The sequence below is a fragment of the Xylophilus sp. GOD-11R genome, from assembly GCF_033546935.1.
Taxonomy (GTDB): domain Bacteria; phylum Pseudomonadota; class Gammaproteobacteria; order Burkholderiales; family Burkholderiaceae_C; genus Xylophilus.
Genome location: NZ_CP137854.1, coordinates 1,105,856 through 1,131,443, shown reverse-complemented (window position 1 = coordinate 1,131,443; position 25,588 = coordinate 1,105,856). Strand labels below are relative to the sequence as shown.

Sequence of the window (25,588 nt, the reverse complement as noted above, 5' to 3'; positions counted from 1 at the left end):
TCAATGCAGTTGGGAAACTTGCGAGTCGACCCCCTGTACCCGAAGAACCCAGAAAGTCTCCGTCTCCCGCCCATTGACGAGCCCTGTCGGCTTTTCGCTCGGACCATCGGTTTGTATGCGTTGCGTCGCGACCCCCCGACTCGCCAAATAGGTCTTCAGCCGTTTTGCCCGAGCCGCCATCAACTCCTTGTTCTTTTGAAGGTCCCACTTGGCAGACGGGCGACCCATATCTTTGTCGATGATGCGCAAGACAGCGTCGGTCGGCAGTCCTTCCACCCGCGTGGCAAAGATGTCCAGCGTTGCCAAACTTCCCGCTTTCAAATTTGCCGATCCCTCATCGAAAATCGAATCGGAATCCAACACCGTGGACTCCGTCTGATCGGCTTCGACGCCATGACCAAGGCGACTGGAAATTTCCAATGCCGGGGCGTCAGTATCCCGAACCCGAGATTCGGGCACGACCGCCACGCCAGCGACGGGGTCTGCTGCAACCGAACTGTCCACCGAGGCAAATCCCAAGCTGGTTTCATCAAACTTCATCCGCATGCGCAAATACGGGCCCTCACTGATGTATTCATTCGCCGCCAGATCACGGTCTGTCAAGCCGATGAAGTTGTAGCCACCTGAGAGCCAGATGTCTCGATAGACCTGGTAACCGACCTCGGCACCCCAAGTCTTCTGAGCGGCGCCACCATGACCACGCAGCACTCCGGCCTGTAGGCCAATATCCCAGTCACGGCCGAGATCGTGGGTGATGCGACCATGCAGCAGCTGCGCCCAATATCGACTGGCGAGATTCCCGTCATCGGCATGACTCACCTTCGCTGCATAGCGAGAGCTCAGGTACGTGCCACGCTGAGGATTGAAGTTGACGTGGGTTGAAAAGATGTCCGTCAGGTATTTCCCTGGCAACGTCGCCCCGCTGAAATTGGCGCCTATGGCGGCGCCAGAAGAAATTCCGGAGCCCACGATCTCTTCCGCTTTGTGCTCGTAACGCGCCAATGCATTCCACTTATTGGAATCGACCGGCCGGTAAGCGACCCCGATCTGGTGACGGTGCAGACGGCGTTCGTTGCCACTGCTCGAACCTTGCCCTTTGCTATCACTGAAAACCGAGCGCGCCAGCAAGCTGATTTCCGGGTTCACCTTATAAGCGACACCACCACTGAAGAGCAGGGTGTCGGAATCCGAGCCATTGCGACCTTCCAAAATGGCGCTTGCCTTGAGTTGATCCAGCAAATATTCGACACCGCCCGTCACCGCGGTCGATTCACCCAACAGGCTTGCATGCCCGGTGCCGTTATTGACGCTGTTGCTGGCACTGCTCAAATTGCGAGTGTGCTCAACCCCACCGGTAACGCGAATCCTCGGAGTTAGAGAATAGGTGTTACGAACGCCCAAAGCCGCAACCGCTGCGCGGCCATCAATGGAATTGGCCAACCGATACTCGTTATAGATGCGGCCGCCGTCCATGTAGGCACTTTCAATACCCAGGATGCCGGTGTTGTTCACACGGGAATCCCCTGCCTCGAATGGCCCATAGAGGCTGGAAATAAGTTCGTATCTACCGTAAGCCCGAGTCTTGTTCGTCAAGGCGTAATTGGCACCGACCGCAAAGTTGTGACGATCGCCATCATTGACGCTCTGTTCAGCTTCGACAAAGGCCTGGGCATTTTGAATGCCGGGCACCTTGGTGATCACTCTGGCCCTCACCGTAGTGAGGTGCTCATTCAGGCTGTCAGTGTTGGTCGCCAACGCGCCCAAGGCCGTCGTATTGCCGGCACCCAGGGTTCCGCCGAATGACCCGTTGTAGGTCGATGTGCTGCCGTAATCGAAGCCTGACACGCTTCCCAAGCTTGCATTGGTCTGCCCGTAACGCAGGCCGCCCTCTACCGTGAATGTTTCATTGACCTTCTTTTGAACGGTGAGCGAAGCGCCCGCTCGGTTCTGCTCCGTCGCAGCGTCTTTGCTGTAGAGCGCTTCACCGCGCACTGAAAGTGAAGGATCGACTCGATATTCCATTCGAGCGCTCAAGTCCGAACGCCCCGCACTTGTAGTTGCCCCGGGGTTGTCAAAGCCTGTCGAGGTTTTCGAGGCGAGAGCCACTGCGGCCACATCTTCATGCTGGTAGCGAATTTCGGCCCGCGCTGCAGCACCATTCTGTTTTTCGTCCGATTGAGTGCGCACAATTTCAGCGGCTAGCGTGGTGCTTTCGCCAAGTCGTGCGAGCGCCGTCAAGGCAGCCATGTCTCGACGATTTGCAGGGTTACGGTCGGTATTCACCACAACACCCAGCTGCAGGTTGTCGACAGGCCTGAACTGCACGTCCGTCCCCGCGACAACGAAGTTCTCGCCGCCATTCTCAACTTCGTACGTAACACGAATAGATTGAGGGTTCATCGCGCCATCGACCGACGAAATAGGCCGGGTGAACAAAATACGACGCGTCAAGGCCTCGACGGTATAATCTACGAATCGTGTTACAGGCGTGCGCTGCAGAACAATATTTGGTTGATTCCTATCGCGAACGACTATCTCGATTTGCTCGCTGTTGTCGACAAATTCGCCGCCGGACGCACTTAGATAGTACGGGCCGGAGGTGCCCAATGCACGAAACTCTTCGACCTGCTGCGTCTGCGAGGTATTCGACACATAGCTGGAGGCGCGCAAATCCTTGTCGTCATAGACATGCCTCAGCCCAGTCAATGTGCGATTAGTCTGGCTCAAACTACGAACCTCGCTGCTGCTGGTGGTTGAAAAATCGCCATACAACAGATAAGACCGATTTTTATCAACCCGAACATACAGCCGTTGCGTGCTTTGTGCGTCGAATCCACGAACCGACGAATCTCCATATATCGGGTAGAAATCATCCGGCCGAATGTCGCGGAACAGACGATCCTTATGACGTTTGTCCGAGTCAAAACTCGCCGTTAAAAGATACTCCCCCTTGACGGCTCCCTTCAGGAAGAAAGCCGATCGCGCTCCGAGGCGCATGCCGCCATCCGACCCACCCAAATTGCTGAGTTCGCTTTCGAAAGCAGCGCCGGCGGGAACAGCGCCGATGGGCAGATGCCCTCGCTTGCTGAAATCAAGCACCCCCTCGACGATACCCACGCCAATCATGGGGCGAAGCTCTGCCAACAGGCTGACCATCGCCTCTTTGACCAAAGGACCTGCACTGACTCGGATCCTGAGGGTTCCCGGCTCTGCTGGCGGAAGAATGCGAAATTCAGCTTGTCCGCCCTCCATGAACACTTGCACACCCGGTTCTTTTGGATTCAGATCCTCGTCGATCCAGCGACCGCGGTCCGCCTCGAGCGTCAACTGCGTCCTCGCACCTACACGCAGGCCTGAAGAGTCGAGCAGCTGGACTCTGATTACGATGGGCGTACGTAAATCCGCCCGTGCAGTAGCTGGAATACTGAGTTCAATCGCACTCATGGTGTCCGGCGCCGTTACCGAAATAGTCTCGCCGTCACCGCGCTCGTTCCCAAACTGATCGGTCGCGCGAAGATTCAGGGTATTGACGCCCGGTTTTAACAACACGCCAACATACTCCCATCCCTCGACGCTCTTTGTCTCAAGCGTGGCCTTCTTGCCTATGCGGCTTTCGCCAACGAGGTCTCCATTCAAACGAAGCCCCAAATTTGAACCCAATGGGCCTTTAACGCTGACATTCACCGATTGCTGCGTTAACGTTTCGTGGTCTCGCAGATCCAAAAATCCTAGACTGGCATCAGTTACGGTGGAAAGCAGATCTCCCAATGAAGCTTTGCCCTTGTTCATCTCCTGCGCGACGAGCGCCTTATCAAGAGCTGCTGATGTGCGGGAAGGGGCGTTTGCGGGCAAAGCCGCACCGACGGGATTTCCCGTCTGGGCTAAAGCCGTTGGCAAACCAGCTTGGCCCATTGGCGGAAAAACGCTTCCTGGCAAGCTTCCTGCGCCAGAGGATCCAATCCCCAAGGTGCCATTACCGGAAAGTCCGCCGACGAATCGACCGACAGAAGTATTAACGGTCGGTACGGGAAGCGCGATAAGAGGCACCGCGGCAGCCGCGAAGGCACCCGTGTTTTGAAAAGCGCCTATCCCGGATGACTGTCCGCTTGCAGGTAATGCTTTGGAGTCAGTGGACGAAACACGCCGCCCCTCTGGATCAAGCCTCGCCCGCATTTGTGCTTCTCCATCAAAGGTTCCGTTCAAGGCTACTGCTGTGCGACGTGCCTTGACCTCGGCAACTAGTGATTGATCGTCACAATTTTCGATAGGGAAATCAGCCTTGTTTAACTCACCCTTGGCCAGGTCCAGGAACCTGCTCGCAGGATTGCCGGCATTTCGATTGTCGAGAATTTCCAGTCGCGCGCCGCGCGGCAGTGTTGACTGGTCAACACGCACCACGTGCGTCACAGGCTTCAACCCGTAAAGACTCCACTTACCCTCGCCATCCGTAACGACGAAAGTGCCGTTCTCCAAAAATAGCCTAACTCCCGGCACACCGACATCGTGCTCGTCGTCTTGTTGCCCATCGCGCCGGCAGTCAAGGTAGACCTTCCCGAAAGCGAAAGCCTCGTCTGATAAAACGCCTCCCGCAACACGGACCGACGCCGAGGCCGAATTCGACGCAATCGGACCGGCCTGCGCACTGGCCCGGTTAATCGCCTCAGCATTATTTGCCGCACCAACTCCGACCCTTACCCGATAGCGCAGTATGGTCTGAGCATCGGGGTTTAATGGCGTCGAACTCTGCACAAATTTCAGATCTGGCCCACTCCCACCCAGTGGATTATTAGAGATGCGGCCGTCAAGACTTGCGCTTCCAGGAACATAGGCAAAGCCGATCGGAAGCTTATCAATAAACTCAAACCCGTTAATTGGAGAACCCGTTTTATTAATCAGCGTCAGCGCATATTCAAGGAAATCACCTAATTCAACTTGACGCTTGCTGGCCTCCTTGCGAAGCACCAATCCACGGACGTTTCCAGGGTCCAGGGGAATGTGGTTGTTGAACACCTCACACAAACGGCCGGTGCTGTAAACCCCAGAAGCAACGCTGTTGAAATATTCGGTGGAATCCTTCTCTGCGGGAGCGTTAACGTTAGAGACAACGGCACCACAACGCGAAAATGTTCCTGGTGCAGCCGCAATTAGTTGCGACGGGCTGACATAGGCGCTTCCAGCCGGCGGTTTGACTGAAATTTCATAGTTACAGACGGAAGAAATGGGGGGCGATTTCAAAAAAAATTGGTATGCGCCTGACGAACCAGTGGTCATCGAAACTGAACCGTTTTCATTGAAGACGTAGTTACCCGATTCGCCTCCATAAATCTCGTCTGGAACAATGGGACCAGCGAGCCCCAGGGGACATGACCTGCGCACGTACGTAACCAATGCTCCTGCAATAGCCTTGCGTGACCCAGCGTCATATACGATGCCTTGCGGATCGACCACCAAGGCGGTTGCCGTGGCAGCGGTCGCGGCAATCACCAAAGTGGGATTGGTTGCAACTACGTTCTCTTTCAGCGACGCGACCCATGCCTTGTTGGAAATAGCGGTACGAGCTTGCGCAGCATCGTCGTTCATTACCAGTCGCACCGTAAAAGCGACTTCCTCAACCTGTCCCGGTGCAAGCGGCCGGTTCCCATCCGTCAATATCAGCGAAAGATCGGACGGAAAATTTCGCGGGTCACTGCTAGCGATTTGCTGTTGGTTGCAACTTGCTCGGCCAGTAAATCCGGCCGAGCCGGCCAGTATGTTATTGCGCATGATTGGGGCACCAACCAGACTCCAAGAGGAAACATGCCCACCTGCTTCTTGACCCGGAAAAGTACAACTGAGGTTATCGACAACTCTAATGTTAGGTGCCGATATTGAACCGTCATTTTCCACTCGAATGACATAATCCAGCTCGTACACACCAAGATCGATACGGCGTGGCAGCGATGCGCTTTTCTTGATTTTCAAATGCGCAACTTTTGTCTGAACTAGTGTGCTGGAAGCATTATTATTCGGATTGCCGTCCCCATCAGGGTCGGGATCTTGACCATCTACCGATTCGTCTTGGACATCCGAACTGCCGTCGCTGCCACCCAAGATGGACGCCACCGCCGTCGCGGTGTTTTCAATGCCGGCGATACGACCCAAACTATTCACCCTGACATCGAATTGAACGACCGCCATCGCGTCGGGAGCTAATTTCCCTCCACTCAAGAACAAATTTTTGCGGGAAGATGTACCGTTAAATTCGCCATTTGCCGAAACACCTTCTCCACTGACGACGCGGACAGATCCAGGAACTATGGTGTATTCACCTTCGCCAGGAGTTGCCGATGCTGTGAAGCGCCCGAATTGATTTGACTCCAGCCCCTCCATCACGTCGATAGCTTGTACATTGTAAAGCCAGCCGTCGCTGTAATTCTTTACCTTTATTTTGAATTGAATATTAAGAACTGAGGTCAGCTTTCCAAGCTGGTCAGAATCAACGCTTGGGACGTTCGATTCTTTTGCAATACCGATCAACCCTTTGCCTACAGCCAGTACCACCGGGTTAGACGCGGATTCGACATTTGCGGCACCATCAAAAAAGTAACTTTGTCCGAGATTTACAATGGTGGTTGGCGCGTTCTGCGACACAAGCGCATCAAACTGCATGGCGATAGATGCCGCTGGCGCGACTGAAGAATTCAGCCCAATGGCTACTTCGATTGCATCGCGATCTTCAACGGTTCGATAGCTGAGCTCGGGGTCTCCAGGACGTCGATATAGGCGAACCGCATTGGCAGTCGAGGTCTGCAGACTTTCCGGCACATAGTGTGTTCCCCTCGGCAGCACGTCACGAAGAAGCAGCATTTCGCTAGGCAATCCATCGACGATGACGGGGCGCAAAGCCGGCGCGGAACGTCCTACGGCCTGAGCATTTTCGCCGCCGATATTAGTGGCTTGGATATCGAAATGTGCGACGGTTTTGCCTGCTATCACGGGCCCGTCGTGGTACGCAGATTTAGTAAGCACCATAACTGCGCCATGGCCGATGGTGATCGCATCCACATTGGAAGCTGAGATATTTTGCAGTGTCGACGTGGCTGTCAACCTCAGGCACGCCATTCCATCGCTGATCCGAGGCACCTCTGCTATGACAAGCAGCGCGGTACTCTCCGCAGGTTGAAGGGTAATAGTACTCGGCGGACTTAGATTGAGGACAGTGTCCGCGCCGTCCTGTACTCCATTCGAGTTCGTGTCGCGCACTAATTTTACCGCTCCCAACGAAGCGGTATTACTGCAGCTCGCTGCGGCAGTCTGCAGGTCAAGCCTGTAGGTTGATGCAACGTTACCCGTGTTGGTTAGCAAGTGACTCAAAAGCACGCCCGAGCCTGGCGGTCGAATTACCTCTTGGCTATTGGTCAAAAGCATGGCCTCGACAGGCGATACGGTCGCATCCACCGGATTGGAGATTACGCTTTCGCTTTGAAATTGCCCCGGGGGAATATATGCCGCGGTAGCGATCGTTCGCATCGCCGCTCCAGCCAGTGCAGGAGCGGCGTATCCATTTCCGCTAAAGAGGGGAAGCAGAAATAGCAGCGAAGTCAGGCCAGCGGTTGTTGGCCATCGAGGCTTGCGCCAGTTGACTGAAATTTTTATTGCTAACGGAATCACTCAACTTACCTCGACGAACGCAATGGCCTTGACATACAAAGTTTCTTTTTTCTTGCATCTTCGATTCACCAAGCACAAGAAGAAAAATGGACCGCGCCCGCCCACTGCAATGGCGCGTCCAGGTTTATGGCCTCACGCGGCCGTTGCGTTTACTGGTCTACGCGAACGCTGTAATCCAGCGTTACTGATCCGCCCGGATTGATGACATTTGCTGAATTCCCGCATGTAATTTCTGCGCCTGCGGCGGCATAAGTGGGGGCGGAACCACGAGCGTTGTCTGCCGAGCATTGAATAGTCGGCTGCGTTGTGCTGAGGGTGGTGTATGCCGGCACTCGGTCCTTAACGGTCAAGTTAACAACCGCGGCAACACCCTCGTTCATTGCAGTGACATGGTAGTAAATGCAATTTCCTGGGCGAATATTGAGCACAGCAGTGCCAAACGCGCCGTCGGCTACGCCGTCACACATGGCGTCAACAGCTTGCGCCTTATACACACGGACAGTGCCCTTATGAATGGTCGTCAAATCAGTAACGAAGGGAGATCCGCAACTATTGGGCGCAGCAAAGACGGCACGGACTGTGGCCGTTGTGGTAGCTCCAGCCGAAAGACCTGCCGGTGCCCCGATTCGAATCAGGATATATTGGGCATTACTTGCACCGGCCAAAAGCGGCGTCGTAATCTGGCCCGTGACAAGTTGATCTGCAGAGCCGATTTGACCGTTTTTGTCAGTATCCAGATAGATGGCGTAGGTCCATCCAGCATCTGCGTCTGCGGACGGAAACGACACTTGCAAATTATATGGGCCGCAGGTTTCCGTGCCGATATTGCTGAGTATGTGCGAATAGACAACGGTCCCTGGGCTGGTGAGTTCGCCAGAATTACTTCCCGTCAGCGTGGCTGAATATCGTTCAGCGGCCGATGCGGTAACGGTGACAGCGTCGGTCTTTGTATCAGATGCGAAGATGCCATCGGGGGTTGCTGCAGTAGCCGTTGCTCGGAAATAGATCTTCACGGCGTTCACCGGCGCCTGCCCGGCCGGCGGCGTCACACAGGCCGTGACAGCGATTTGACCGTTGCTTGGAACTGCACTGGTCGTTGTGATTGCGGGCGTGGCTGGCAGACACGATCCATCGGCCCCCGCAACGAACTTGACAGCCCAGTTGTACGGGAGGTTTCCAGGGAATACTGTCGATGAACTCGCGGCAAGCGAGTAAGTGCGCGGTGTTGAGTCGTTATTGGAAATGTAGAGATTGAACGCAGTGGCGCTCCCGCCGACCGTCGTGTTGGTAGTGGTTGGCGACGGGCTCGGACCAGGTCCGCTATCGCCGTTAGCGCTGGTGCCCGAAATCCCGTTACCGCTTGCGCTATTGGTCACGTCCACAAGGCCACGGGATATGCTGGTGATCAGGTCGCGGGTCCCATCGATCTTGCTCGGATCGCCTTTGGATGTTCCGGTCAATACGGCCGCGTAATTGACCGAACCGGCCGTGAGTCCAACTGGCAAGAACGCGGCAACCACGACGGTGGCTTGGCTTCCAGCCTGAATCGGACCGGTATCAAGCACGCCATCCTGAGCACCAGTGTCTTGGAGCGGCGTTGCCCCATCTGCGCCGAATAAGAAGAACGTGGTACCGGAAGGAAACGATCCGGCGTTGACCGTCAGGTTTACCGTATCAACCGTATCGCCAATGTTGAAGATTCTTTGTTCAAACTTGACGATAGTTCCAGCAGTCGCAGACGCCACTGTGGTGTTGTCTGCTGTTGTTGCATTGGGTGTTCCCGCCACCGCGTCAACTGCAGAACCACTCGTCGAACTCGCCGCACCCAACACAACACCATATGACCCGTAGACCGTGTAAGGCGTGGTGCCTGTTGGCGTGGGGAGCGAACCTGGCGAAATCGACGTTGCTGTCGGAGCCGCTTCGGCCGGGTTGTAGTACGCAACATTGGTTGTCGTGGCGGTTCCTGCAGTTGCTGTGCCGTTTACCAATACGACGAAGCTCAGTGTTTGCGTGGCGTTGGACGGCACGCCTTCGATCACAGCAGTGATTTTTCCGGCGCTGTATCGGTAATCGATGCCGGCTGAATCGCCTGCTGCGGCGTCGGTAAGCGCGATGCCAGGAGCGTTACTCCAGACTGCAGACCCGGTGACGTATGTCAGGCCGGAGGGAAGCGTATCGCCAAGCGCGAAACGACCGGTTCCCACACCCGTATTTGCAAGCGTCAGTGTGTAGACGGTGTATTGGCACGTACTGTTGGAAACGAGGCCGACCGACCACGTCGTCGCACAAGTCGAAGATTTGGAGGCTTTGCCATTGGACGCAGCGGCAGGCCATGCGCCCCCACCCGCGGCAGCCACGGATGGCACGCCTATGCGCTTCGTGACGGTAAACGCTGGACCGGTTGTCAGATTTACCAGATCGCGAACGGTTGCGGTGGCAGTGGTGTACATCGATGCCGACGCTGTGATCGGCGTAGCGGTCACAGTCGAGGTTGCGAACGGATTTGCGATGCCGCTTGCACTGCCAGGCACGGTGTAGGCGATGACAAACTTGAATACACCATTGCTTCCCGCCGCCGTAACCGGCGTGGAAACGGAACATGATGTGCTTCCAGATGACGTACAGAGGGCGGCGCCCATTGGATTACCGCTTCCGTCATCGGGAAACACCTCAATTCGCGCGAGTGATCCACCGGACGCTTCGACCGCGATATTGAAACTATCTTGCCCATTTCCGGTGTTCGTCAACACATGGGGAGAGTAGACAGTGCCGCCGGCAGTTACTGACTTTGTGTTGATGACGGTGTTGCTCGCGCCCGTAACGCCGTCCAAGGCGAAAGCCCCGACTTGTTGCACGACGGTGACGACCGGATTGGACGTAACGACATTCGAACGTCCGGCCGCGTCCGTGAATGTTGCCGAAGCCGTATTACCGATGTTTGTTTTCGCAGGCGGTGCAGCAGCCCAAGCCGTTGATGCACCCCATAACACTCCAAATGTCAAAAGGCTCCAGGCCAGCCTCGAAGACGTCGTCGCCGGACAGGATCTGCACTTACTTATTCTTAACTTCACGGTTTTTCCTCGGATATCGAGACATGCGGAAACGGCAATGCCGCCCTCGAAAGGACTGCAATCAAGAAAAGGGGTTGAGGCGGCTACTCAATAGCCGCAGCGAATATAATCAGCGTCGGGTAGATAGCGGCGGAGGAGACGGTACCGCGCTTTCAGCCGGGACCTGCGGCATCAGGCTTTCAACTTGAACCCGAGCAGTTACAGCAGCCTCTCCATGCGCAGGAAGACGGCCCAAGCTCCACTGAATTTCACGATATTCTGCGTAAGGAACTCGCTCGCTTTTACCAACCGTAGTCCGCATGAGCGGTTCTGGTGAAAACGCGCCTTTTCCTACCGAAAACTGGACTAGATCGCCACTTGGCTTCGCACTTTTTGGCTGATATTGCAAGCCGAGTGGAATCGGCAATTTAGCAAGCAGGCCTGAAACCGGCTCGTTGCCAGAATTGGTGTATGTCACCCGATATTCAATGATGTCACCAGGCTTGATCTGGCTGGCATCTTCCAGTTTTTCCGTACCGTCATTGGCCTTGACGACCTTATATTGCGTGAGCAAGGCCTTGACCGTACCACCAGCCCCTGTCTGCGTATGGGGTGTTTTTGCGATCGCAAGTGCTGAGTTGGATTGTGCGTGCACTGGTGCGGCCGACCACAGCGCCATAACCAATGCACCAAAGACGGAGAACGCACTGCGCTTGGTTAACTGGGTTGTGTGAGCAGTACGAATGAGTCGGGCAAAAAATTGCGGAACACTGCCCTTAAGACTATTCGCATTGAATGACGCCATGAAAGCTCTCGCATTTGAATGGTTAAGACCGACCGATCAGAAATAGATCGGCCGCGCCCGGATTTAACCAAATAAAGGCGACAAGTTAGTCAACACTGACTAAATTTACAAATAAATTTAAATGTGTTTTTTTACACGATATGAAACATCTCTCCCGATAGAGATTTGGTTTGGATGCATATTGAATATAGCTACCGCACGAAATTTGACCATTTTTCACTTGCGGACTGGGGCAATCGATATGCAGCCGGCAATAAAAAAAGAGCCCTAATGGGCTCTTTTTTTATTGGACTTGGCGCCAAGAACTATCTTGAAGCCAGGTATCGCGAGGGATCGACCGGTTTGCCCTGCCTTCTGATTTCAAAATGCAACTTGACCCGATCAGAGTCGCTTGACCCCATCTCGGCAATCTTCTGGCCTTTGTGCACGTTCTGATCTTCTTTCACCAGCAGCGTCTGGTTGTGGGCATAAGCTGTGAGATAGGTGTTGTTGTGCTTGAGGATGATGAGATTGCCGTAACCCCGCAATCCGGCGCCTGCATAGACCACTCGCCCGTCAGCTGCAGCCACGACCGCATCGCCAGCTTTGCCACCGATGTCGTAGCCTTTGTTCTTGGCCTCGTCGAACGTTGCCAAGAGAGGCCCGGGCGCCGGCCAGATGAACGCCAACTCCTCGTCACCACCCGCACCTTGGGATGGTCGAGCCGGCGTTGCAGGTTGCGCGACAGGCGGGAGCGGCGTGCCGGTGACGGCAGGCGCCGCAGGCGGCGCCGAGGAGGGGCTGCTCGCGACGACAGCGACCGGCGGTGCAACGCGCAGTACTTGGCCGACCTCGATCAGGTCGGCATTTGTCAACTCGCTCCAGCGCGCTATGTCCTGCCAGGTCTGGCCAGTGCTCTGCGCGACCTTTCGCACCGTGTCACCCGGCTTGACCGTGTAGTACCCCGGCTTACCGGCGTTTTCTGCGCCCGGCAGTGGTTTCGGAGGGGTCACGGTTGCAGGTGGAACCGATGCTCCGGTCATTCCGAAAGAACCTGCGCCCAAGCCTCGGTCTTCCACCGGCGGCGCGCGCAGCGGTGTTTGCGGGGCACATCCCGACAGCACCGAAAGTGCGGTCAGCGCTCCCGTCATCCACCAAATACGCCCACGCGAAGCCACCATAACGATTCCTTTAAGCAATTCCGGATTTTAGGGGGACAAAATGAACGTCTTCCAGTGTCGTGCGCTGGAACCCCATGGTCCCTCGGTCAACGACAACCAGGGCCTGCCGTCCGTTCTGCCCCGCTATCGGAGCGACAAGCCTTCCGCCAACGGCCAGTTGCTCACACCATTCGTCGGGCAGTGCATCGCCACCGGCCGCCGCGATGATGCCGGCATAAGGCGCCCCTTTGGCGTAGCCGGCTATGCCATCGCCGAACAGAAGGTGGATGTTCGGAATGCGGAACGGCCGAAGATTGGCGCGCGCCTTTTCGTGAAGGGCCCGCAGTCTTTCGATCGAATACACCTCTTGCACCACCAGAGAGAGAACCGCCGCCTGGTAGCCGCAGCCGGTCCCGATCTCGAGGACGCGACCCAACGATCCACCCTGTGCGATCCTGGCGCCTAGCAGCAGTTCGCACATGCGAGCCACGACGCCCGGTTTGGAAATCGTCTGCCCCAAGCCGATGGGCAGGCTGGTGTCCTCATAGGCTTGGCCAATGAGCGCAGGATCGATGAAACGATGCCGATGCACCGTGTTGAGCGCATGCAAGACCGCCGCCGCGCCGACGCCTTGCGCTTCGATCTTCCGGACCATGTGTGCCCGCATGTGGGCGAAATCGGATTCGCCGACGGACCCGCCTTCTTTCCCGGGCACGGAAGGCGCGACCGGTTGTCGTCGCGTCGACATCTCCGTCGAGACGTGGCCCGGACGGCCTGGCAGGCGCGCAGGAAACGACGGTCTATCGCTCAAGATAAATCCACTTGCTCAGGCCGGTGCGCGCACCATGCCTTCGTCAGGATCCTGGTCAGCCATCGGCTCCAGGCTGCCGCCCATGCGCTCGACCACACTCAACCATTGCTCAAAATTGTCATGGTCGGTCAGGTCCACCTTGAGCGGCGTAACGGCGACATGGCCGCCCATGACCACGTGAAAGTCGGTTCCTTCGGAGTCGTCCTTGGCATGTCCAGCAGCACCGATCCAATACATGGTCTCGCCACGTGGACTGACCTGGGTGATCACTCGTTCGGCTGCGTGGCGCCGCCCGAGTCGGCAAAGCCGCACTGCACCGAGTTCGCGATAGGGCAGGTTGGGAATATTGACGTTGAGTAACCAGGGGGCGTCTTGCACCAGACGGCCGCGCATGAGCGCACTCACCAGATCGCGCGCCTTGTCGGCCGCGGCCTCCAATTCCGCCCAACCTTTTTCGACTTGCGAAAACGCGATGGCGGGAATGCCGAAAAGATAGCCTTCCATGGCGGCGCCGACCGTACCCGAATAGATGGTGTCGTCGCCCATGTTGGCGCCGTTGTTGATACCGGACACGACAAGATCCGGCCGGTAGTCGAGCAAGCCGGTCAGCGCGATGTGCATGCAGTCGGCAGGCGTGCCGTTGATGTATCGGAATCCGTTGGAAGCCTGGTGAACATACAACGGAGCGTTGAGCGTCAAGGCGTTCGACTTGGCGCTGTTGTTGTGTTCGGGCGCAATGACGTCGACCTGCGCGATCTTCGACAACGCTTCGTAGACGGCCACGATGCCAGGCGCCTGAAAGCCGTCGTCGTTGGAGAGCAGTATCTTCATCATGAGAGCGGCGGATTGTAGTGTTGGCCGACCCTTGCTCGTCTGCGCCAAGCTGGCGCATCTAGCAATCGAGCCGCTCCAGCAGCGCATCCGGTCGTAGAGGCCGGGCGAAGTGATAACCCTGCGCAAAGGTGCAGCGCAGGTGCCTGAGCCTTTGCGCGATGGCGTCGGTCTCCACGCCCTCGGCCAGCACGTCGAGGCCCAGGCTCAGCGCCAGAGAAATGATGCCGCGAACGATCGCCGCATTGTCCGGGTCGTCGATGAGATCCCGTACGAAGGATTGGTCGATCTTGATCTTGTCGAACTTGAAACGGCGCAAGTAGGCAAAGCTCGAGTAACCGGTGCCGAAGTCGTCGATCGACAATTTGACGCCCAGTGCCTTCAACTGCCGCAGCGTGCTCATCACGGCTTCACCGTCGTGCAGCAGGACACTTTCGGTGAGTTCGAGTTCCAGTTTGTCGGCCGGTATGCCCGAGAGCACCAGCGCGTTCTCGACTTGCGCGAGCACCACCCCCCGTTGGAACTGGCGGGCAGACAGGTTCACCGCGACAAACAACTGTGTATGGCCGGCCTGGTGCAGGGCTCGCAACTGGCGAGCCGCCGTCGTCAGTACCCATCCGCCGAGCTGCTCGATCATTCCGCTTTCTTCGGCCAGCGGAATGAAGACGTTGGGCGGTACTGCTCCGCGCAGGGCATCGTCCCAACGACAGAGCGCCTCAATACCGACGATGCGACCGGTCGCGAGTTCGACCAGCGGTTGGTATTCAAGTCGCAGGCTGTCGTGGTCGAGCGCATAACGCAGCGACGACTCGAGCTGCAGGCGCTCGAGCGAGGCGTCGTTCATGGCCGCCATGGCGAACTGGTAGTCCGCACGGCCACCACGCTTAGCCACATGCAAGGCAGCGTCCGCTCGACGGAAAAGCGCGTCGAAGGTGTCGCCGTCGCCGGGGAACATCGCGATGCCGACCGAAATGGAGACGTTGATCGGCATTTCGGCAAAACTGACCGGATCAGCTACCGCGTTCATGATGGAACGTGCGGCCTGGGCGGCCTCGGCTGTATGCCGGAGTCCAGGAAGTGCCACCAGGAATTCGTCGCCGCCAAGGCGGCCGATCACCGCATTGGAGCCCGCCGCGGCCGTAATGCGTTCACCAACCGTCCGCAGCAGTTGATCGCCGCTGTCGTGACCCAACGAATCGTTGAGGACCTTGAAGTTGTCGATGTCGAGCACCATCAGCGCGACGTGTTCGTTCAGGGCACGCGCTTCGTCGAGAACGCCGGTCGCGTGCAATGCGGCCTGGGCGCGATTGGAAAGGCCGGTCACCACATCGAGTGTGGAGAGCGTGGCGATACGTTCTTCGGCGGCCTTGGAAGAACTCAGGTCCGAGATGGCCGCGACGTAATGGGTGATGGCGCCGGTACCGCGATGACGCAGCACGGAGAGGCTGAGCCTTTGCGGAAACACATGACCGGTGCGCCGGCGGTTCCAGACCTCGCCACGCCATTCGTCCTGGGTTTCCAGCAGTTGCCAGATGGCCCGGTTGAGCGCTTCGTCCTGTTGGCCTGCTGTCAGCACCATGGGATTGAGCCCCAGGGCTTCATCTTGCGAAAAACCGGTGATCTCGGTGAACGCCGCATTGACCATCACCACGCGGTGCGAGGCGTCGGCAATCAGGATGCCATCGGTGCTCTGGTCAAGTACTCGTCCGGCCAGTTCCAGCTTGGACGAAGCACTGCGTAACTCGGTAACGTCCCGGCGCACCACCAGGATATGACGGCGCCTGCCGTCTTCTTCGAAGGATGGCGCGCGCAGGACATCGTGGAGACGGGTCGCTTGCTGCTGGTCGATGAAGACCTCTTCCGTTCTGAGCGTGACACCTGAGAGCCAGACCGCCTCTTCGTGGAGAGCCGATTCGCGCAGAAAGTCCGCAGCCGGATGATTTTGGCCGATGAGTTCCGCATCCAGAAAACCAGTGGGTTGACGCGAAACCTGCAGATGCTTGCGCATGGCGGGACTCGCCAGGAGCCAGCGACCATCTCCATCTTTCAAATACGCCATGTCTGGCATATGCGAGAAAAGTACCTGCAGCGCATCTCCCGCCGCGGCAGGCTCCGGACTGGCGAGCGTTGCGCGTTCGTCCGCCTCGGTCAACCAGAACCAGCGGCAACGCGCACTTCCGCCGAAAGGAGCGCGCGCCGGCCACCACGCGATCCGCTTGGCGGGCTTGGATGAATTCGAAACTTCATGCTGCACGCAGCCGGCAGCGGTCGTGAGCAGTCGGCTCAGCAGATCATCCCTGAGGGTTCGATCGATCAGCAGTGTCGACCAGGGATCCGAGCCCTCGGACACGCTCTGCAGATCGTGGCCCGTGAGGTCGACGCAGCCGCGGCCCCAGAAGAGGATCCGGCCATGATCCTCGATGTCGAGTGCGACCAGTGGGAGACCGCTGCCCTGAGAATCCTCAGCCAGACGCAGCGATTCGATCAGGCCGAACTCTGCCTGAAAATCTTCGCTCGCTGTCAGCCGACCTTGCATCCCCGCTCCCAAAATGCGACCGGGGACACCTGGCTCTGGATTCAGAGCTATGGCGCGTCACGGATGTGGGTCGCAGTGAAGCAAAAATTATAGGGGGCCGAACGGACTACATCCTTGCGGATTTCAGTATCTTTCGCGAACGCTCACTCATGCATCCGTAACGGAGGCTGTTGGGACGGCGGCTCCTGGACCGGGATGGCGGGTGCTGCGGGATCTTCTGGATCGGTCGGTGGCAGCGGAGGCGGTGCGGGCGTCGGCGGTATCGAACCGGGTGCTGGAACATCATGAAACCGGACGCCTTCTACCGACAGCGGCATCTTCATGAATTCCCCTGGTTTGTGGACACGGCTGCTTTTGGCGCTGGTGACGTCGAAGGTTGGCAGCCGGCGAGCGACACGAGCGCGAGGGTGGCGAGCACGCCGGCTGCCTTCAAAAGTCTGCTTTGCATGGTCGACTCCTTTTCGCCAAAGGTAGCTGCCGCCCTACAAACATTGGGCAGGCTTGCGAGCACTATGCAAGTAGGAGCATGACGGACAGCGACGCAGATTCGCCAGATGAAGCCGAAGCCTGTGCACCGAGCAAAACACTGTATGCTTAGCCAGTGTTTTTCAGTGCCACCGGCAACTCACGGCGATGCGAACACCCATCTTTTCGCGCGATTCACACCCGACCAGCAAGCTCCCGGAATTCGACGGAATAACCACGGAACGCCGAACATGGGCCATGTGGCGCTTCGATGAAGCGCTCAAGCAGGCTCTGGGATCTGAAAGCACCGCCGCACGCGCCTATCGCGCTTGGCGTGCTGCATCCAACGTCGATCGAATGTCGATCGACCTGGAAACTGCTAATTTGGCAACGGCATGGCTACAGGCAGTCGACCTTGCTCGGGATAGCGCGCGATATGAGGCCACGACGTACCAGGATCTCCCCGGAAATTGCACCACCAGTCAGGAAATGCACATGGCCGAAACTAGAATCACGCGCTACGGATGATTCATCAACGCAGTGCCGAAAGATCCGCTGCGCTCCAAAGCGTGGGTGTGAAAAAGGGATACGGCACGCGTCGGATCTTCTGATCTACAACCTGCCATTAATCGCTCCGTGCGCCCAAGGGAATTCGCGCCGATGAGTCACGCCACGCAGTCCAACTCGTGCAGTCAAAGTTCACGAGCTTGGCAGGTCGACCTTTTATGTTGATGCGAAAAATGGCCAGATCGCTCAGCGCAGCAGTGCTGGCTGGGGGAATCTGCCAAACCATTTCGGCGGCAGAAATGACCGCTGGTGCGGTCGCCGCAAGATGCCGCCCCGACGCCAAAAGTGCCGCTTGCATCGCCACGATGGACGGATTCCTGGCAGGGTATGTGACGGGTATCCAAAAAGGCATCCGATCCACATTTTCCCAGGATCCGCTGGTGCTGCAGACGACTGATGGCAATGAGGATACCTACCTGCGGTACCGCAAAATCGAGCAACGCACCCTGTGCCTGCCGAACGGCATCGAAGCGGGCCGCGTGGCCGCGGTTTTCATCGATTTCTTGAACGCCAGTCCAGACACTTCCAGCGAGCCATTCGGCGACGTCATGGAAGTCGCGCTGGACACGGCATTCGCCTGCTGAGGTCGCGACCGAGGGTTTAACCAGGGCATTGGGGCCATTCTGACCATTGCAATCTGCGTCATCTGACACATCGCGAATAAGAAGCTTTTTACGATATTTGGATTCCGTCAAGGCAGGCGGTGCTGGAGATGAGCATGAGCAATCTGACGGTGTCCATATATCTGACCGACGGTGGCCGACTCGAATATGAAAATCATGTAGGGATTCTGCAGACCTACGATCGGTTGGTGCAGTCGGAAGGCTTGAGCGGCAAGCAACTCATCCATCGCTTGATCAGCGACGAACTTCGGCCAGCGCCGTTGCACGTACGTTTGCGAGGTGAAGGACCGGCGGGTCGAGTCGATATCGACATTCCGTATCAGTAGCAAAGCTGACACGGAGCGAAGTTAAGCCAATGCTAGGTTGAACCGATGCGGACTTGTACAACGGCCACTTCATCCAGCACCGCACGACCCCAAGAAGACCGAGAGAGAGCCTCGTTCAATCTTCAGACCTGAGGCTCGCACCCAGCCTATGCTTCGGCGGCCGGATCAGCGTCAAACATAACGCGGAACTGTGAGCACCAAACAAAAAGTGCCTGGCTCCCAGAAGAAGACAGGCACTCGAATGAAATTTGGGGTGGCTGATGGGGCTCGAACCCACGACAACAGGAATCACAATCCTGGACTCTACCAACTGAGCTACAGCCACCGTAGCTCAAAATTATAGCCCGAAAACGGAGCCGTTTTCCAGGCGCATCCGTTCTCGTTGCAATTCGCTCAATTCGCGCCCGGCGCGGTGATGGTGATCGGGCGTGGCGCCTTGATCTGTACCTTCAACTGAGTGCGCAGCCATTCGTAGTATGCGTTGCTTTCCGCACTGGCTGACGACTGCGTCACCTGCATGCGTTCCGACGTCGGGTCCGACTTGGCATTCGCCGCACGAGGAGCGACCGAATTGACGCGAACGACCGCATAACCATCGGCGGTATCGACGCCCACCCACGCCGGCAGGCTGGCAGTCGGTGCGCGCATGGCCGCTGCCACCACGGCAGGCGCCTGAGCTGCCGCGTCTCCGCGCGACACGTCCACTGCCGCCGGAAGGCGTGCGGACGCCGGCGTGGTTTTCCACTCGGCCAGACGGGCTTCGCCATCCTTCTTGGCCATTTCGCCAGCCTTCTCGCGGATGAGCCGCTGGCGCACCTCGTCACGCACCTCGGCGAAAGGCGGCGTGCGCGCAGGTGTGTAATTCACGATTCGCGCGGAGGCCAGTTGGCTCGGACCCGTTTCCACCGCTTCGGTGTTGCGTTTCTTCTCGACGGCATCGGGCGCGAACAGCGCGGTCAACAGACGTTCGTTCGCCAGGACACCAGCGGTTCCCGGCGCAGCATTGCGCCCCACGTTGCTGGCGGTACGAACGGTCAGCTTGAGCTTGTCGGCGACCGGCTTCAGGCTGTCGGCCTGCTCGTAGACCGTATTGGTGAAGGTGTCGGCCGCTTCCGCAAAACGCTTCTGGGCTTCCTGCTGCCGGTACTGGGATTCGAGATCGGCGCGGACTTCCTCGAAGCTGCGCTGGCGCTGCGCCTTGATGTCGGTGAGCTGAATGATGTGGAAGCCGAAATCCGACGTCACGACGTCGCTGATGTCGCCCTTTTTCATCGAATAGACCGCGTCTTCGAATGGCTTGACCATGGCGCCCCGGGTGAAAAAATTGAGGTCGCCCCCTTGAGCGGCCGACCCGGGATCCTGGGACTCCTTGCGGGCAATTTCTGCGAAGCGGCCGGGCTCCTTGCGCAAGGTAGCGACCAACTGCTCGGCATGCGCCTTGATCTTGTCGCGCTCGGTTTGCGGCGCGTCCTTGGGAACGGTCAGCAGGATGTGGCTGGCGCGGCGCTCTTCCTGGCCGACGAGTCGCGCCTGGTTTTGCTCGTAGAAATCACGAAGGTCCTTTTCGGCTGGCACGATGCCCTGTCGCAGTGCTTCGATGTCTAGCACCACGTATTCGACATCGGCCTGTTCGGGCTTGCGGAAAACCGCCTGATGGGCGTCGTAGTAGGCCTGCAGCTCCGCATCGTTGGGCTGGACCTTGGCCACGTAATCGGCCGACTTGAAAGACGCGACCTGGATGTTGCGCTGCTGGAAGAACGGCGCCAGCACGGCGTCGGCCTGTGCGGTCGTGGCCACCGCGCTGGAGGAAATGCCCTCCAGGACCTGGCGCAGTGCCATGTCGCTCGCCACGCGGGCTTCGTAGCTTTCCGGCGTCATGCCCTGCGCGGCCAGGATCTGCCGATACTGGGCGATGTCGAGCTTGCCGTCGGCGCTGCGCAGTGCCGCGATGGACGGGTCCTGCTGCAGCGTGCTGGCCAGCCGCGCCTCGCTCGGTGCCAGGTGGTATTTGTCGGCGGCGGCGCGCAAGGTGCGTTCGCGCACCAGCCGCTCGAGCGTTGCGTACTTGGCCGCCGGAGTATCGAAGAACCGGGCATCGATGTTGGGTGACTGTGCCCGGGTGCGCTCGACGGTGAGGCGATGCGCCTCGTCCCACTCGCCCTGCGTGATGTCGGCGCCATTCACGGTGGCAACGGCGGCGCCCTGCTCCATCGAGCGGCGATAGCCATCGACGCCGAACATCACGAATGACGGGATGATCAGCAGGAACAGCACCACCATCACTATCTTGGAGTGCTTGCGAATGAACTCGAACATGGCGGACTTCTGGTTGGGCGCGTCAAGCGCCGGGCGGAAACAAAAAAGGCGAACGGGGTGTTCGCCTTGTGTGCAGTGGGTGGTGGGTGCTGACGGTCTCGAACCGCCGACCTACGCCGTGTAAAGGCGCCGCTCTACCAACTGAGCTAAGCACCCCACTCTCGACTGAGCATCAATTCAGGGCATCCTTCAGGGCCTTGCCCGGACGGAACTTCGGTACTTTAGCAGCCTTGATCTTGATCGCGGCACCAGTGCGCGGATTACGGCCGCTGCGGGCTGCACGCTTGCCAACGGCGAAGGTTCCGAAACCGACGAGCGAGACCGTGCCGCCTTTCTTCAATGTGGTCTTGACGGCGCCGATGGTGGATTCCAGCGCGCGGGTAGCGGCTGCCTTGGAAATGTCGGCGTTCTTGGCGATGTGCTCGATCAGTTCGGTCTTGTTCACAAATAGCCTCTCTAAAGCGGATAGACGGTTGCGCGGATGAATTCGGTAGGGATGCCGCGGCAAGGGCGGCTTCAGTTCGGCACGCTGCGTGATCAGCCCGCAAGGGCGGATTGGACGTGGTGCCGGCAGGCCAGGAATTCGATTAAAGCCAGTGACTCCAGGGGTGTCAATATGGCAAACGGACTCTGGAAAGCGGGCCTGCTTACCGATGGCGGAGGCCGAATTCTAGTCGGATTCCGCAGCGTTCTCATTTCACGCGGGCACGTATCTCGGGAAGCGCTTTCTGAAGGTAGTAAACCATCGACCAAACGGTCAGAACGGCAGCCGCCCAGATCAGTACCCGGCCCCACGCGCCGGTGTCGACGACGCCGAACACGACGCCTTGATAAAGCAGGAAGGGAATCGCCACCATTTGTACGGTGGTCTTGACCTTGCCCAGCATGTGCACCGCCACGCTGCGCGACGCGCCGATCTGCGCCATCCATTCGCGCAGGGCCGAGATGGCGATCTCGCGGCCGATGATGATGAGCGCCACGAAAACGTCGGCCCGCCCCAGATGCACCAGCACCAGCAGCGAGGCGCAGACCAGGAACTTGTCGGCCACCGGATCGAGAAATGCGCCGAACGACGAGGTCTGGCCGAGCTTGCGCGCCAGCCAGCCATCGAGCCAGTCGGTCAGCGCGAAGACGATGAACATGATGGTCGCGATGAGGTTGCAGGCTGCCGGGCTCAACGGCAGATAGAACACGCCCGCGATCAGCGGGATCGCGACGATCCGCGTCCAGGTGAGGATGGTCGGCAAGGTCCAGAACATGCGGGCATTATGGCCCCCGGTCCACGGGCCGACTGTCACGCGGCGTACGGCTCGAAAACCGCATGCTGCGGCTAGTGCAAGGCCCGGTAGATGTCCTCGGCGAGCTCGCGCGAAATCCCGTCGACCCGCATGATGTCCTCGACCCCCGCGGCCGCCACGCCGCGCACACCGCCGAAGTGCTGCAGCAGGCGCGCACGCTTCTTGGGCCCTATGCCGGCGATGTCCTCCAACCGGCTGCCGCCGGTGCGCACCTTGGCCCGCTTGGCGCGCATGCCGGTGATGGCGAAGCGGTGCGCTTCGTCGCGGATCTGCGCGACCAGCATCAGCGCAGCCGAGTCACGCCCCAGGTAGACCTTCTCGCGGCCATCGGCGAAGACCAGTTCCTCCAGGCCGACCTTGCGGCCCTCGCCTTTCTCCACGCCGACAATGAGTGACAGGTCCAGCCCCAATGTCTCGAACACCTCGCGCGCCATCGACACCTGGCCCTTGCCGCCGTCGACCAGTACCAGGTCCGGCATGCGGGCGGTCGCGGTGACGGGCTGGTCCGGATCGGCCGATGCCTTGGCCGCCTCGGCGAGCTTTCCATACCGGCGGGTGAGCACCTGGCGCATGGCGGCGTAGTCGTCGCCACCGGTGATGCCTTCGATGTTGTAGCGCCGGTATTCTGCCGACAGCATGCGGTGGTTCTGAAACACCACGCACGAAGCCTGCGTGGCTTCGCCAGCGGTGTGCGAGATGTCGAAGCACTCGATGCGCAACTTGTCGAGGTCTTCCAGCGCCAGGTCGAGCGCGTCGACCAGCGCGCGGGTGCGCGCCTGCTGCGAGCCCTCTTCGGCCAGCAGGCGGGCGAGCTGCAGGTCGGCGCCCTTCTGCGCCATCTCCAGCCAGATGCGACGCTGGCCGCGCGGGTTGTGCACCGCCGAGATGCGCGCCGATGCGGTGCCCGACAACGCCTCCAGCAACTCGGCCGAGACCGGCGCACCCACCACCAGCGCAGAAGGCGCCGCCACGCCGGTGTAGTGCTGCGCCAGGAAGGCCTCGAGCACCTGCTGCTCGACGGGCACCGGCGTGGCCGCGCCCTCCTCCAGCGCACTGGCCTCCAGTGCGGCCGCGTCGTCGACATGGGTCGGAAAATACGCCCGGTCGCCCAGGTGCCGACCACCGCGCACCATGGCGAGGTTGACGCAGGCGCGCCCACCCTGCACCTTGACCGCGACGATGTCCACGTCCTTGTCGGAAGCGGTTTCGATCGACTGCTGGTGCAGCACCTTGGACAAGGCCGACGCCTGGTTGCGCAGCTCGGCCGCCTGCTCGAACTCCAGCCGCTCGGCATGCGCGACCATGCGCTGGTTGAGCGTCTCGACCACCTCCTGCGTCTCGCCACGCAGGAAGCGCTCCGCATGGGCCACGTCCACGCTGTAGGCCTCGGGCGAGATCAGGTTGACGCAGGGGCCGGAGCAACGCTTGATCTGGTAGAGCAGGCAGGGCCGGGTGCGGTTGTTGAAGACCGTGTCTTCGCAAGTGCGCAGCCGAAAAACCTTCTGGATGAGCTGGATCGATTCCTTCACCGCCCACGCGCTGGGAAACGGCCCGAAATAACGGTGCCGCCGCTCGACCGCGCCCCGGTAGTACGCCATGCGCGGAAACTGCTGGGCGTGCGGCGCGGTTTCGGCCGTGCGGGCGTCCGGCTGGCCGGTGATCTTCAAGTAGGGATAACTCTTGTCGTCGCGAAAGACGATGTTGTAGCGCGGGTTCTGCGTCTTGATCAGGTTGTTTTCGAGCAGCAGTGCCTCGGCTTCCGAGCGCACCACAGTGGTCTCCATGCGCGCGATGCGGGCGATCATGTGGCCGATGCGGGTGGCACCGTGGTTTTTCTGGAAATAGCTCGCCACGCGGCGCTTGAGGTTGCGCGCCTTGCCCACGTAAAGCAGCGCGCCTTCGGCGTCGAAATAGCGGTAGACGCCCGGCAGCGGCGGCAGGGCCGCGACTTCTGCGAGGAGTTGGTCGGAATGCACGTCGGACATGGCGGCTATTGTGGCTCGCGAGGCGATGCGGTGGCCCGGGGACAATCGCTGCCGAAAGGCGGGAACGCATGCGCTGGGACATCTTCTGCAAGGTCATCGACAACCATGGCGATCTGGGCGTCTGCTGGCGGCTCGCGTCGCAGCTCGCGGGCGCCGGCGAGCGGGTGCGCCTCTGGGTGGACGACGCGTCGGCGCTGGCCTGGATGGCGCCGCACGGCCGCGCGGGCGTCGCGGTGATCGACTGGTGCGACCTCATTGCGGTGGAAGCCGCGGTGCGCGATGCCGCTCCCGACGTGGTGATCGAGGCCTTCGGCTGCGACCCGGAGCCCGCCCTGCTCGCGCGCTTCGCCGCCGCCCCCGGGCCACGGTCGTGGATCAACCTGGAATACCTCTGCGCCGAAAGTTATGTGGAGCGCATGCACCGCCTGCCTTCGCCGGTCTTCCACGGGCCCGGCGCTGGCCTGACCAAGCATTTCTTCTACCCCGGATTCACCCCCGCCACCGGTGGTCTGCTGCGTGAACCCGAGCTCGAAGAACGCCGCCGCACGTTCGACCGCGCCGCCTGGCTGGCCGACCGGGGCATCGCCTGGCAAGGTGAACGCCTGGTATCGCTCTTCTGCTACGAGCCGCCGGCCCTCGGCGGCCTCCTCGCCCGCTGGTCGCAGGCCGGGGAGCCGACGCGGCTGCTGGTCACCGCCGGCCGCGCTGCCAAGGCCGTGCGCGCCAGCGTGCCTGAGGGCCTCGGCGCCTTGCGCATCGACTACCTGCCCTATCTGCCGCAGGAATCCTTCGACGAACTGCTCTGGTCGTGCGACCTGAACCTGGTGCGCGGCGAGGATTCCCTGGTCCGCGCGCTGTGGGCCGGCGCACCGCTGGTCTGGCAGATCTACCCGCAAGACGATGACGCGCACCACGACAAGCTCGACGCCTTTTTGCGGACCATCGCAGCGCCCGAATCCCTTCGCCGCTTCCATGCTGCCTGGAACGGCATCGCCGATGCGCCGATCGCAGCGCCCTCAGCCGCCATGCTCGCCGAATGGCGCCAGACCGCCGAGGTCGCGACGACCGCCTTGCAACGCCAGCCGGACCTGCTGACCCAGCTGCGCGCGTTCGTCGACAGCCTGCGCGACCGCGCCGGCTGACTGGCCACTCCGCCGGAATCTTCGAGAACCGTTCACGTCTT

Annotated in this window: 15 protein-coding genes and 2 tRNA genes; 4 read left to right on the top strand and 13 right to left on the bottom strand. The window is 59.4% G+C overall.

Features of this window, described 5'->3' with window-relative positions; translation table 11 throughout:
* The 7 genes from R9X41_RS05150 to R9X41_RS05120 all read right to left on the bottom strand — a co-directional run bounded on the left by R9X41_RS05150 (position 1) and on the right by R9X41_RS05120 (position 16,825).
* Complete coding sequence (locus tag R9X41_RS05150; protein WP_318633809.1) at positions 1-7,509, bottom strand: hypothetical protein; 7,509 nt, start codon at positions 7,507-7,509, stop codon at positions 1-3.
* A gap of 290 nt (positions 7,510-7,799) precedes the next feature.
* Complete coding sequence (locus R9X41_RS05145) at positions 7,800-10,655, bottom strand: beta strand repeat-containing protein (protein WP_318633808.1); 2,856 nt, start codon at positions 10,653-10,655, stop codon at positions 7,800-7,802.
* A gap of 178 nt (positions 10,656-10,833) precedes the next feature.
* Entirely contained in the window at positions 10,834-11,508 is a 675-nt protein-coding gene (locus R9X41_RS05140) for a hypothetical protein (protein WP_318633807.1), read from the bottom strand.
* Positions 11,509-11,813: 305 nt separating this feature from the next.
* Positions 11,814-12,668 carry a peptidoglycan DD-metalloendopeptidase family protein gene (locus R9X41_RS05135; protein WP_318635157.1) on the bottom strand — a complete coding sequence of 285 codons (855 nt, stop codon included), beginning with the start codon at positions 12,666-12,668 and terminating at the stop codon, positions 11,814-11,816.
* A 10-nt stretch (positions 12,669-12,678) separates the two neighbouring features.
* Positions 12,679-13,458, bottom strand: coding sequence for a protein-L-isoaspartate(D-aspartate) O-methyltransferase (locus tag R9X41_RS05130; RefSeq protein WP_318633806.1), 780 nt, complete (start codon positions 13,456-13,458; stop codon positions 12,679-12,681).
* Positions 13,459-13,473: 15 nt separating this feature from the next.
* Entirely contained in the window at positions 13,474-14,289 is an 816-nt protein-coding gene (gene surE / locus R9X41_RS05125; RefSeq protein ID WP_318633805.1) for a 5'/3'-nucleotidase SurE, read from the bottom strand.
* Positions 14,290-14,350: 61 nt separating this feature from the next.
* Positions 14,351-16,825, bottom strand: coding sequence for a putative bifunctional diguanylate cyclase/phosphodiesterase (locus tag R9X41_RS05120; protein ID WP_318633804.1), 2,475 nt, complete (start codon positions 16,823-16,825; stop codon positions 14,351-14,353).
* 633 nt (positions 16,826-17,458) lie between these two features.
* Between R9X41_RS05120 and R9X41_RS05115 the strand changes: the two genes are divergently transcribed.
* The 3 genes from R9X41_RS05115 to R9X41_RS05105 all read left to right on the top strand — a co-directional run bounded on the left by R9X41_RS05115 (position 17,459) and on the right by R9X41_RS05105 (position 18,806).
* The gene (locus R9X41_RS05115; protein WP_318633803.1) at positions 17,459-17,818 is read left to right on the top strand and encodes a hypothetical protein; all 360 of its coding nucleotides are present in this window, start codon (positions 17,459-17,461) and stop codon (positions 17,816-17,818) included.
* A 212-nt stretch (positions 17,819-18,030) separates the two neighbouring features.
* The gene (locus tag R9X41_RS05110) at positions 18,031-18,441 is read left to right on the top strand and encodes a Rap1a/Tai family immunity protein (RefSeq protein ID WP_318633802.1); all 411 of its coding nucleotides are present in this window, start codon (positions 18,031-18,033) and stop codon (positions 18,439-18,441) included.
* Positions 18,442-18,575: 134 nt separating this feature from the next.
* Positions 18,576-18,806, top strand: a complete 231-nt coding sequence (locus tag R9X41_RS05105; protein ID WP_318633801.1) for a hypothetical protein — start codon at positions 18,576-18,578, stop codon at positions 18,804-18,806.
* A 249-nt stretch (positions 18,807-19,055) separates the two neighbouring features.
* Here R9X41_RS05105 and R9X41_RS05100 read toward each other — a convergent pair.
* The 6 genes from R9X41_RS05100 to uvrC all read right to left on the bottom strand — a co-directional run bounded on the left by R9X41_RS05100 (position 19,056) and on the right by uvrC (position 24,405).
* Positions 19,056-19,131, bottom strand: a tRNA-His gene (locus tag R9X41_RS05100).
* Between the two features lie 68 nt (positions 19,132-19,199).
* Positions 19,200-21,122 carry a SurA N-terminal domain-containing protein gene (locus tag R9X41_RS05095; protein ID WP_318633800.1) on the bottom strand — a complete coding sequence of 641 codons (1,923 nt, stop codon included), beginning with the start codon at positions 21,120-21,122 and terminating at the stop codon, positions 19,200-19,202.
* A gap of 80 nt (positions 21,123-21,202) precedes the next feature.
* Positions 21,203-21,278 (bottom strand) — tRNA-Val (locus R9X41_RS05090).
* A gap of 16 nt (positions 21,279-21,294) precedes the next feature.
* On the bottom strand, positions 21,295-21,567 hold the full coding sequence (locus tag R9X41_RS05085; RefSeq protein ID WP_160553859.1) for an HU family DNA-binding protein: 273 nt from the start codon (positions 21,565-21,567) through the stop codon (positions 21,295-21,297).
* Positions 21,568-21,814: 247 nt separating this feature from the next.
* Entirely contained in the window at positions 21,815-22,381 is a 567-nt protein-coding gene (gene pgsA / locus R9X41_RS05080) for a CDP-diacylglycerol--glycerol-3-phosphate 3-phosphatidyltransferase (RefSeq protein ID WP_318635156.1), read from the bottom strand.
* A gap of 71 nt (positions 22,382-22,452) precedes the next feature.
* Complete coding sequence (gene uvrC / locus R9X41_RS05075) at positions 22,453-24,405, bottom strand: excinuclease ABC subunit UvrC (protein WP_318633799.1); 1,953 nt, start codon at positions 24,403-24,405, stop codon at positions 22,453-22,455.
* Between the two features lie 68 nt (positions 24,406-24,473).
* On the opposite strand from uvrC, the gene earP reads away from it, so the two are divergent.
* Complete coding sequence (gene earP, locus R9X41_RS05070; protein WP_318633798.1) at positions 24,474-25,547, top strand: elongation factor P maturation arginine rhamnosyltransferase EarP; 1,074 nt, start codon at positions 24,474-24,476, stop codon at positions 25,545-25,547.
* The last annotated feature ends 41 nt before the right edge of the window (positions 25,548-25,588 follow it).

What these genes read in the sequence shown, in the direction of transcription:
- R9X41_RS05150 (WP_318633809.1), bottom strand. Translation starts at nt 7,509, where the DNA reads ATGCGAACGATCGCTACCGCGGCATATATTCCCCCGGGGCAATTTCAA.
- R9X41_RS05140 (WP_318633807.1), bottom strand. Translation starts at nt 11,508, where the DNA reads ATGGCGTCATTCAATGCGAATAGTCTTAAGGGCAGTGTTCCGCAATTT.
- R9X41_RS05135 (WP_318635157.1), bottom strand. Translation starts at nt 12,668, where the DNA reads ATGGTGGCTTCGCGTGGGCGTATTTGGTGGATGACGGGAGCGCTGACC.
- surE (WP_318633805.1), bottom strand. Translation starts at nt 14,289, where the DNA reads ATGAAGATACTGCTCTCCAACGACGACGGCTTTCAGGCGCCTGGCATC.
- R9X41_RS05120 (WP_318633804.1), bottom strand. Translation starts at nt 16,825, where the DNA reads ATGCAAGGTCGGCTGACAGCGAGCGAAGATTTTCAGGCAGAGTTCGGC.
- R9X41_RS05115 (WP_318633803.1), top strand. Translation starts at nt 17,459, where the DNA reads ATGCGAACACCCATCTTTTCGCGCGATTCACACCCGACCAGCAAGCTC.
- R9X41_RS05110 (WP_318633802.1), top strand. Translation starts at nt 18,031, where the DNA reads ATGGCCAGATCGCTCAGCGCAGCAGTGCTGGCTGGGGGAATCTGCCAA.
- R9X41_RS05105 (WP_318633801.1), top strand. Translation starts at nt 18,576, where the DNA reads ATGAGCAATCTGACGGTGTCCATATATCTGACCGACGGTGGCCGACTC.
- R9X41_RS05095 (WP_318633800.1), bottom strand. Translation starts at nt 21,122, where the DNA reads ATGTTCGAGTTCATTCGCAAGCACTCCAAGATAGTGATGGTGGTGCTG.
- pgsA (WP_318635156.1), bottom strand. Translation starts at nt 22,381, where the DNA reads ATGTTCTGGACCTTGCCGACCATCCTCACCTGGACGCGGATCGTCGCG.
- uvrC (WP_318633799.1), bottom strand. Translation starts at nt 24,405, where the DNA reads ATGTCCGACGTGCATTCCGACCAACTCCTCGCAGAAGTCGCGGCCCTG.
- earP (WP_318633798.1), top strand. Translation starts at nt 24,474, where the DNA reads ATGCGCTGGGACATCTTCTGCAAGGTCATCGACAACCATGGCGATCTG.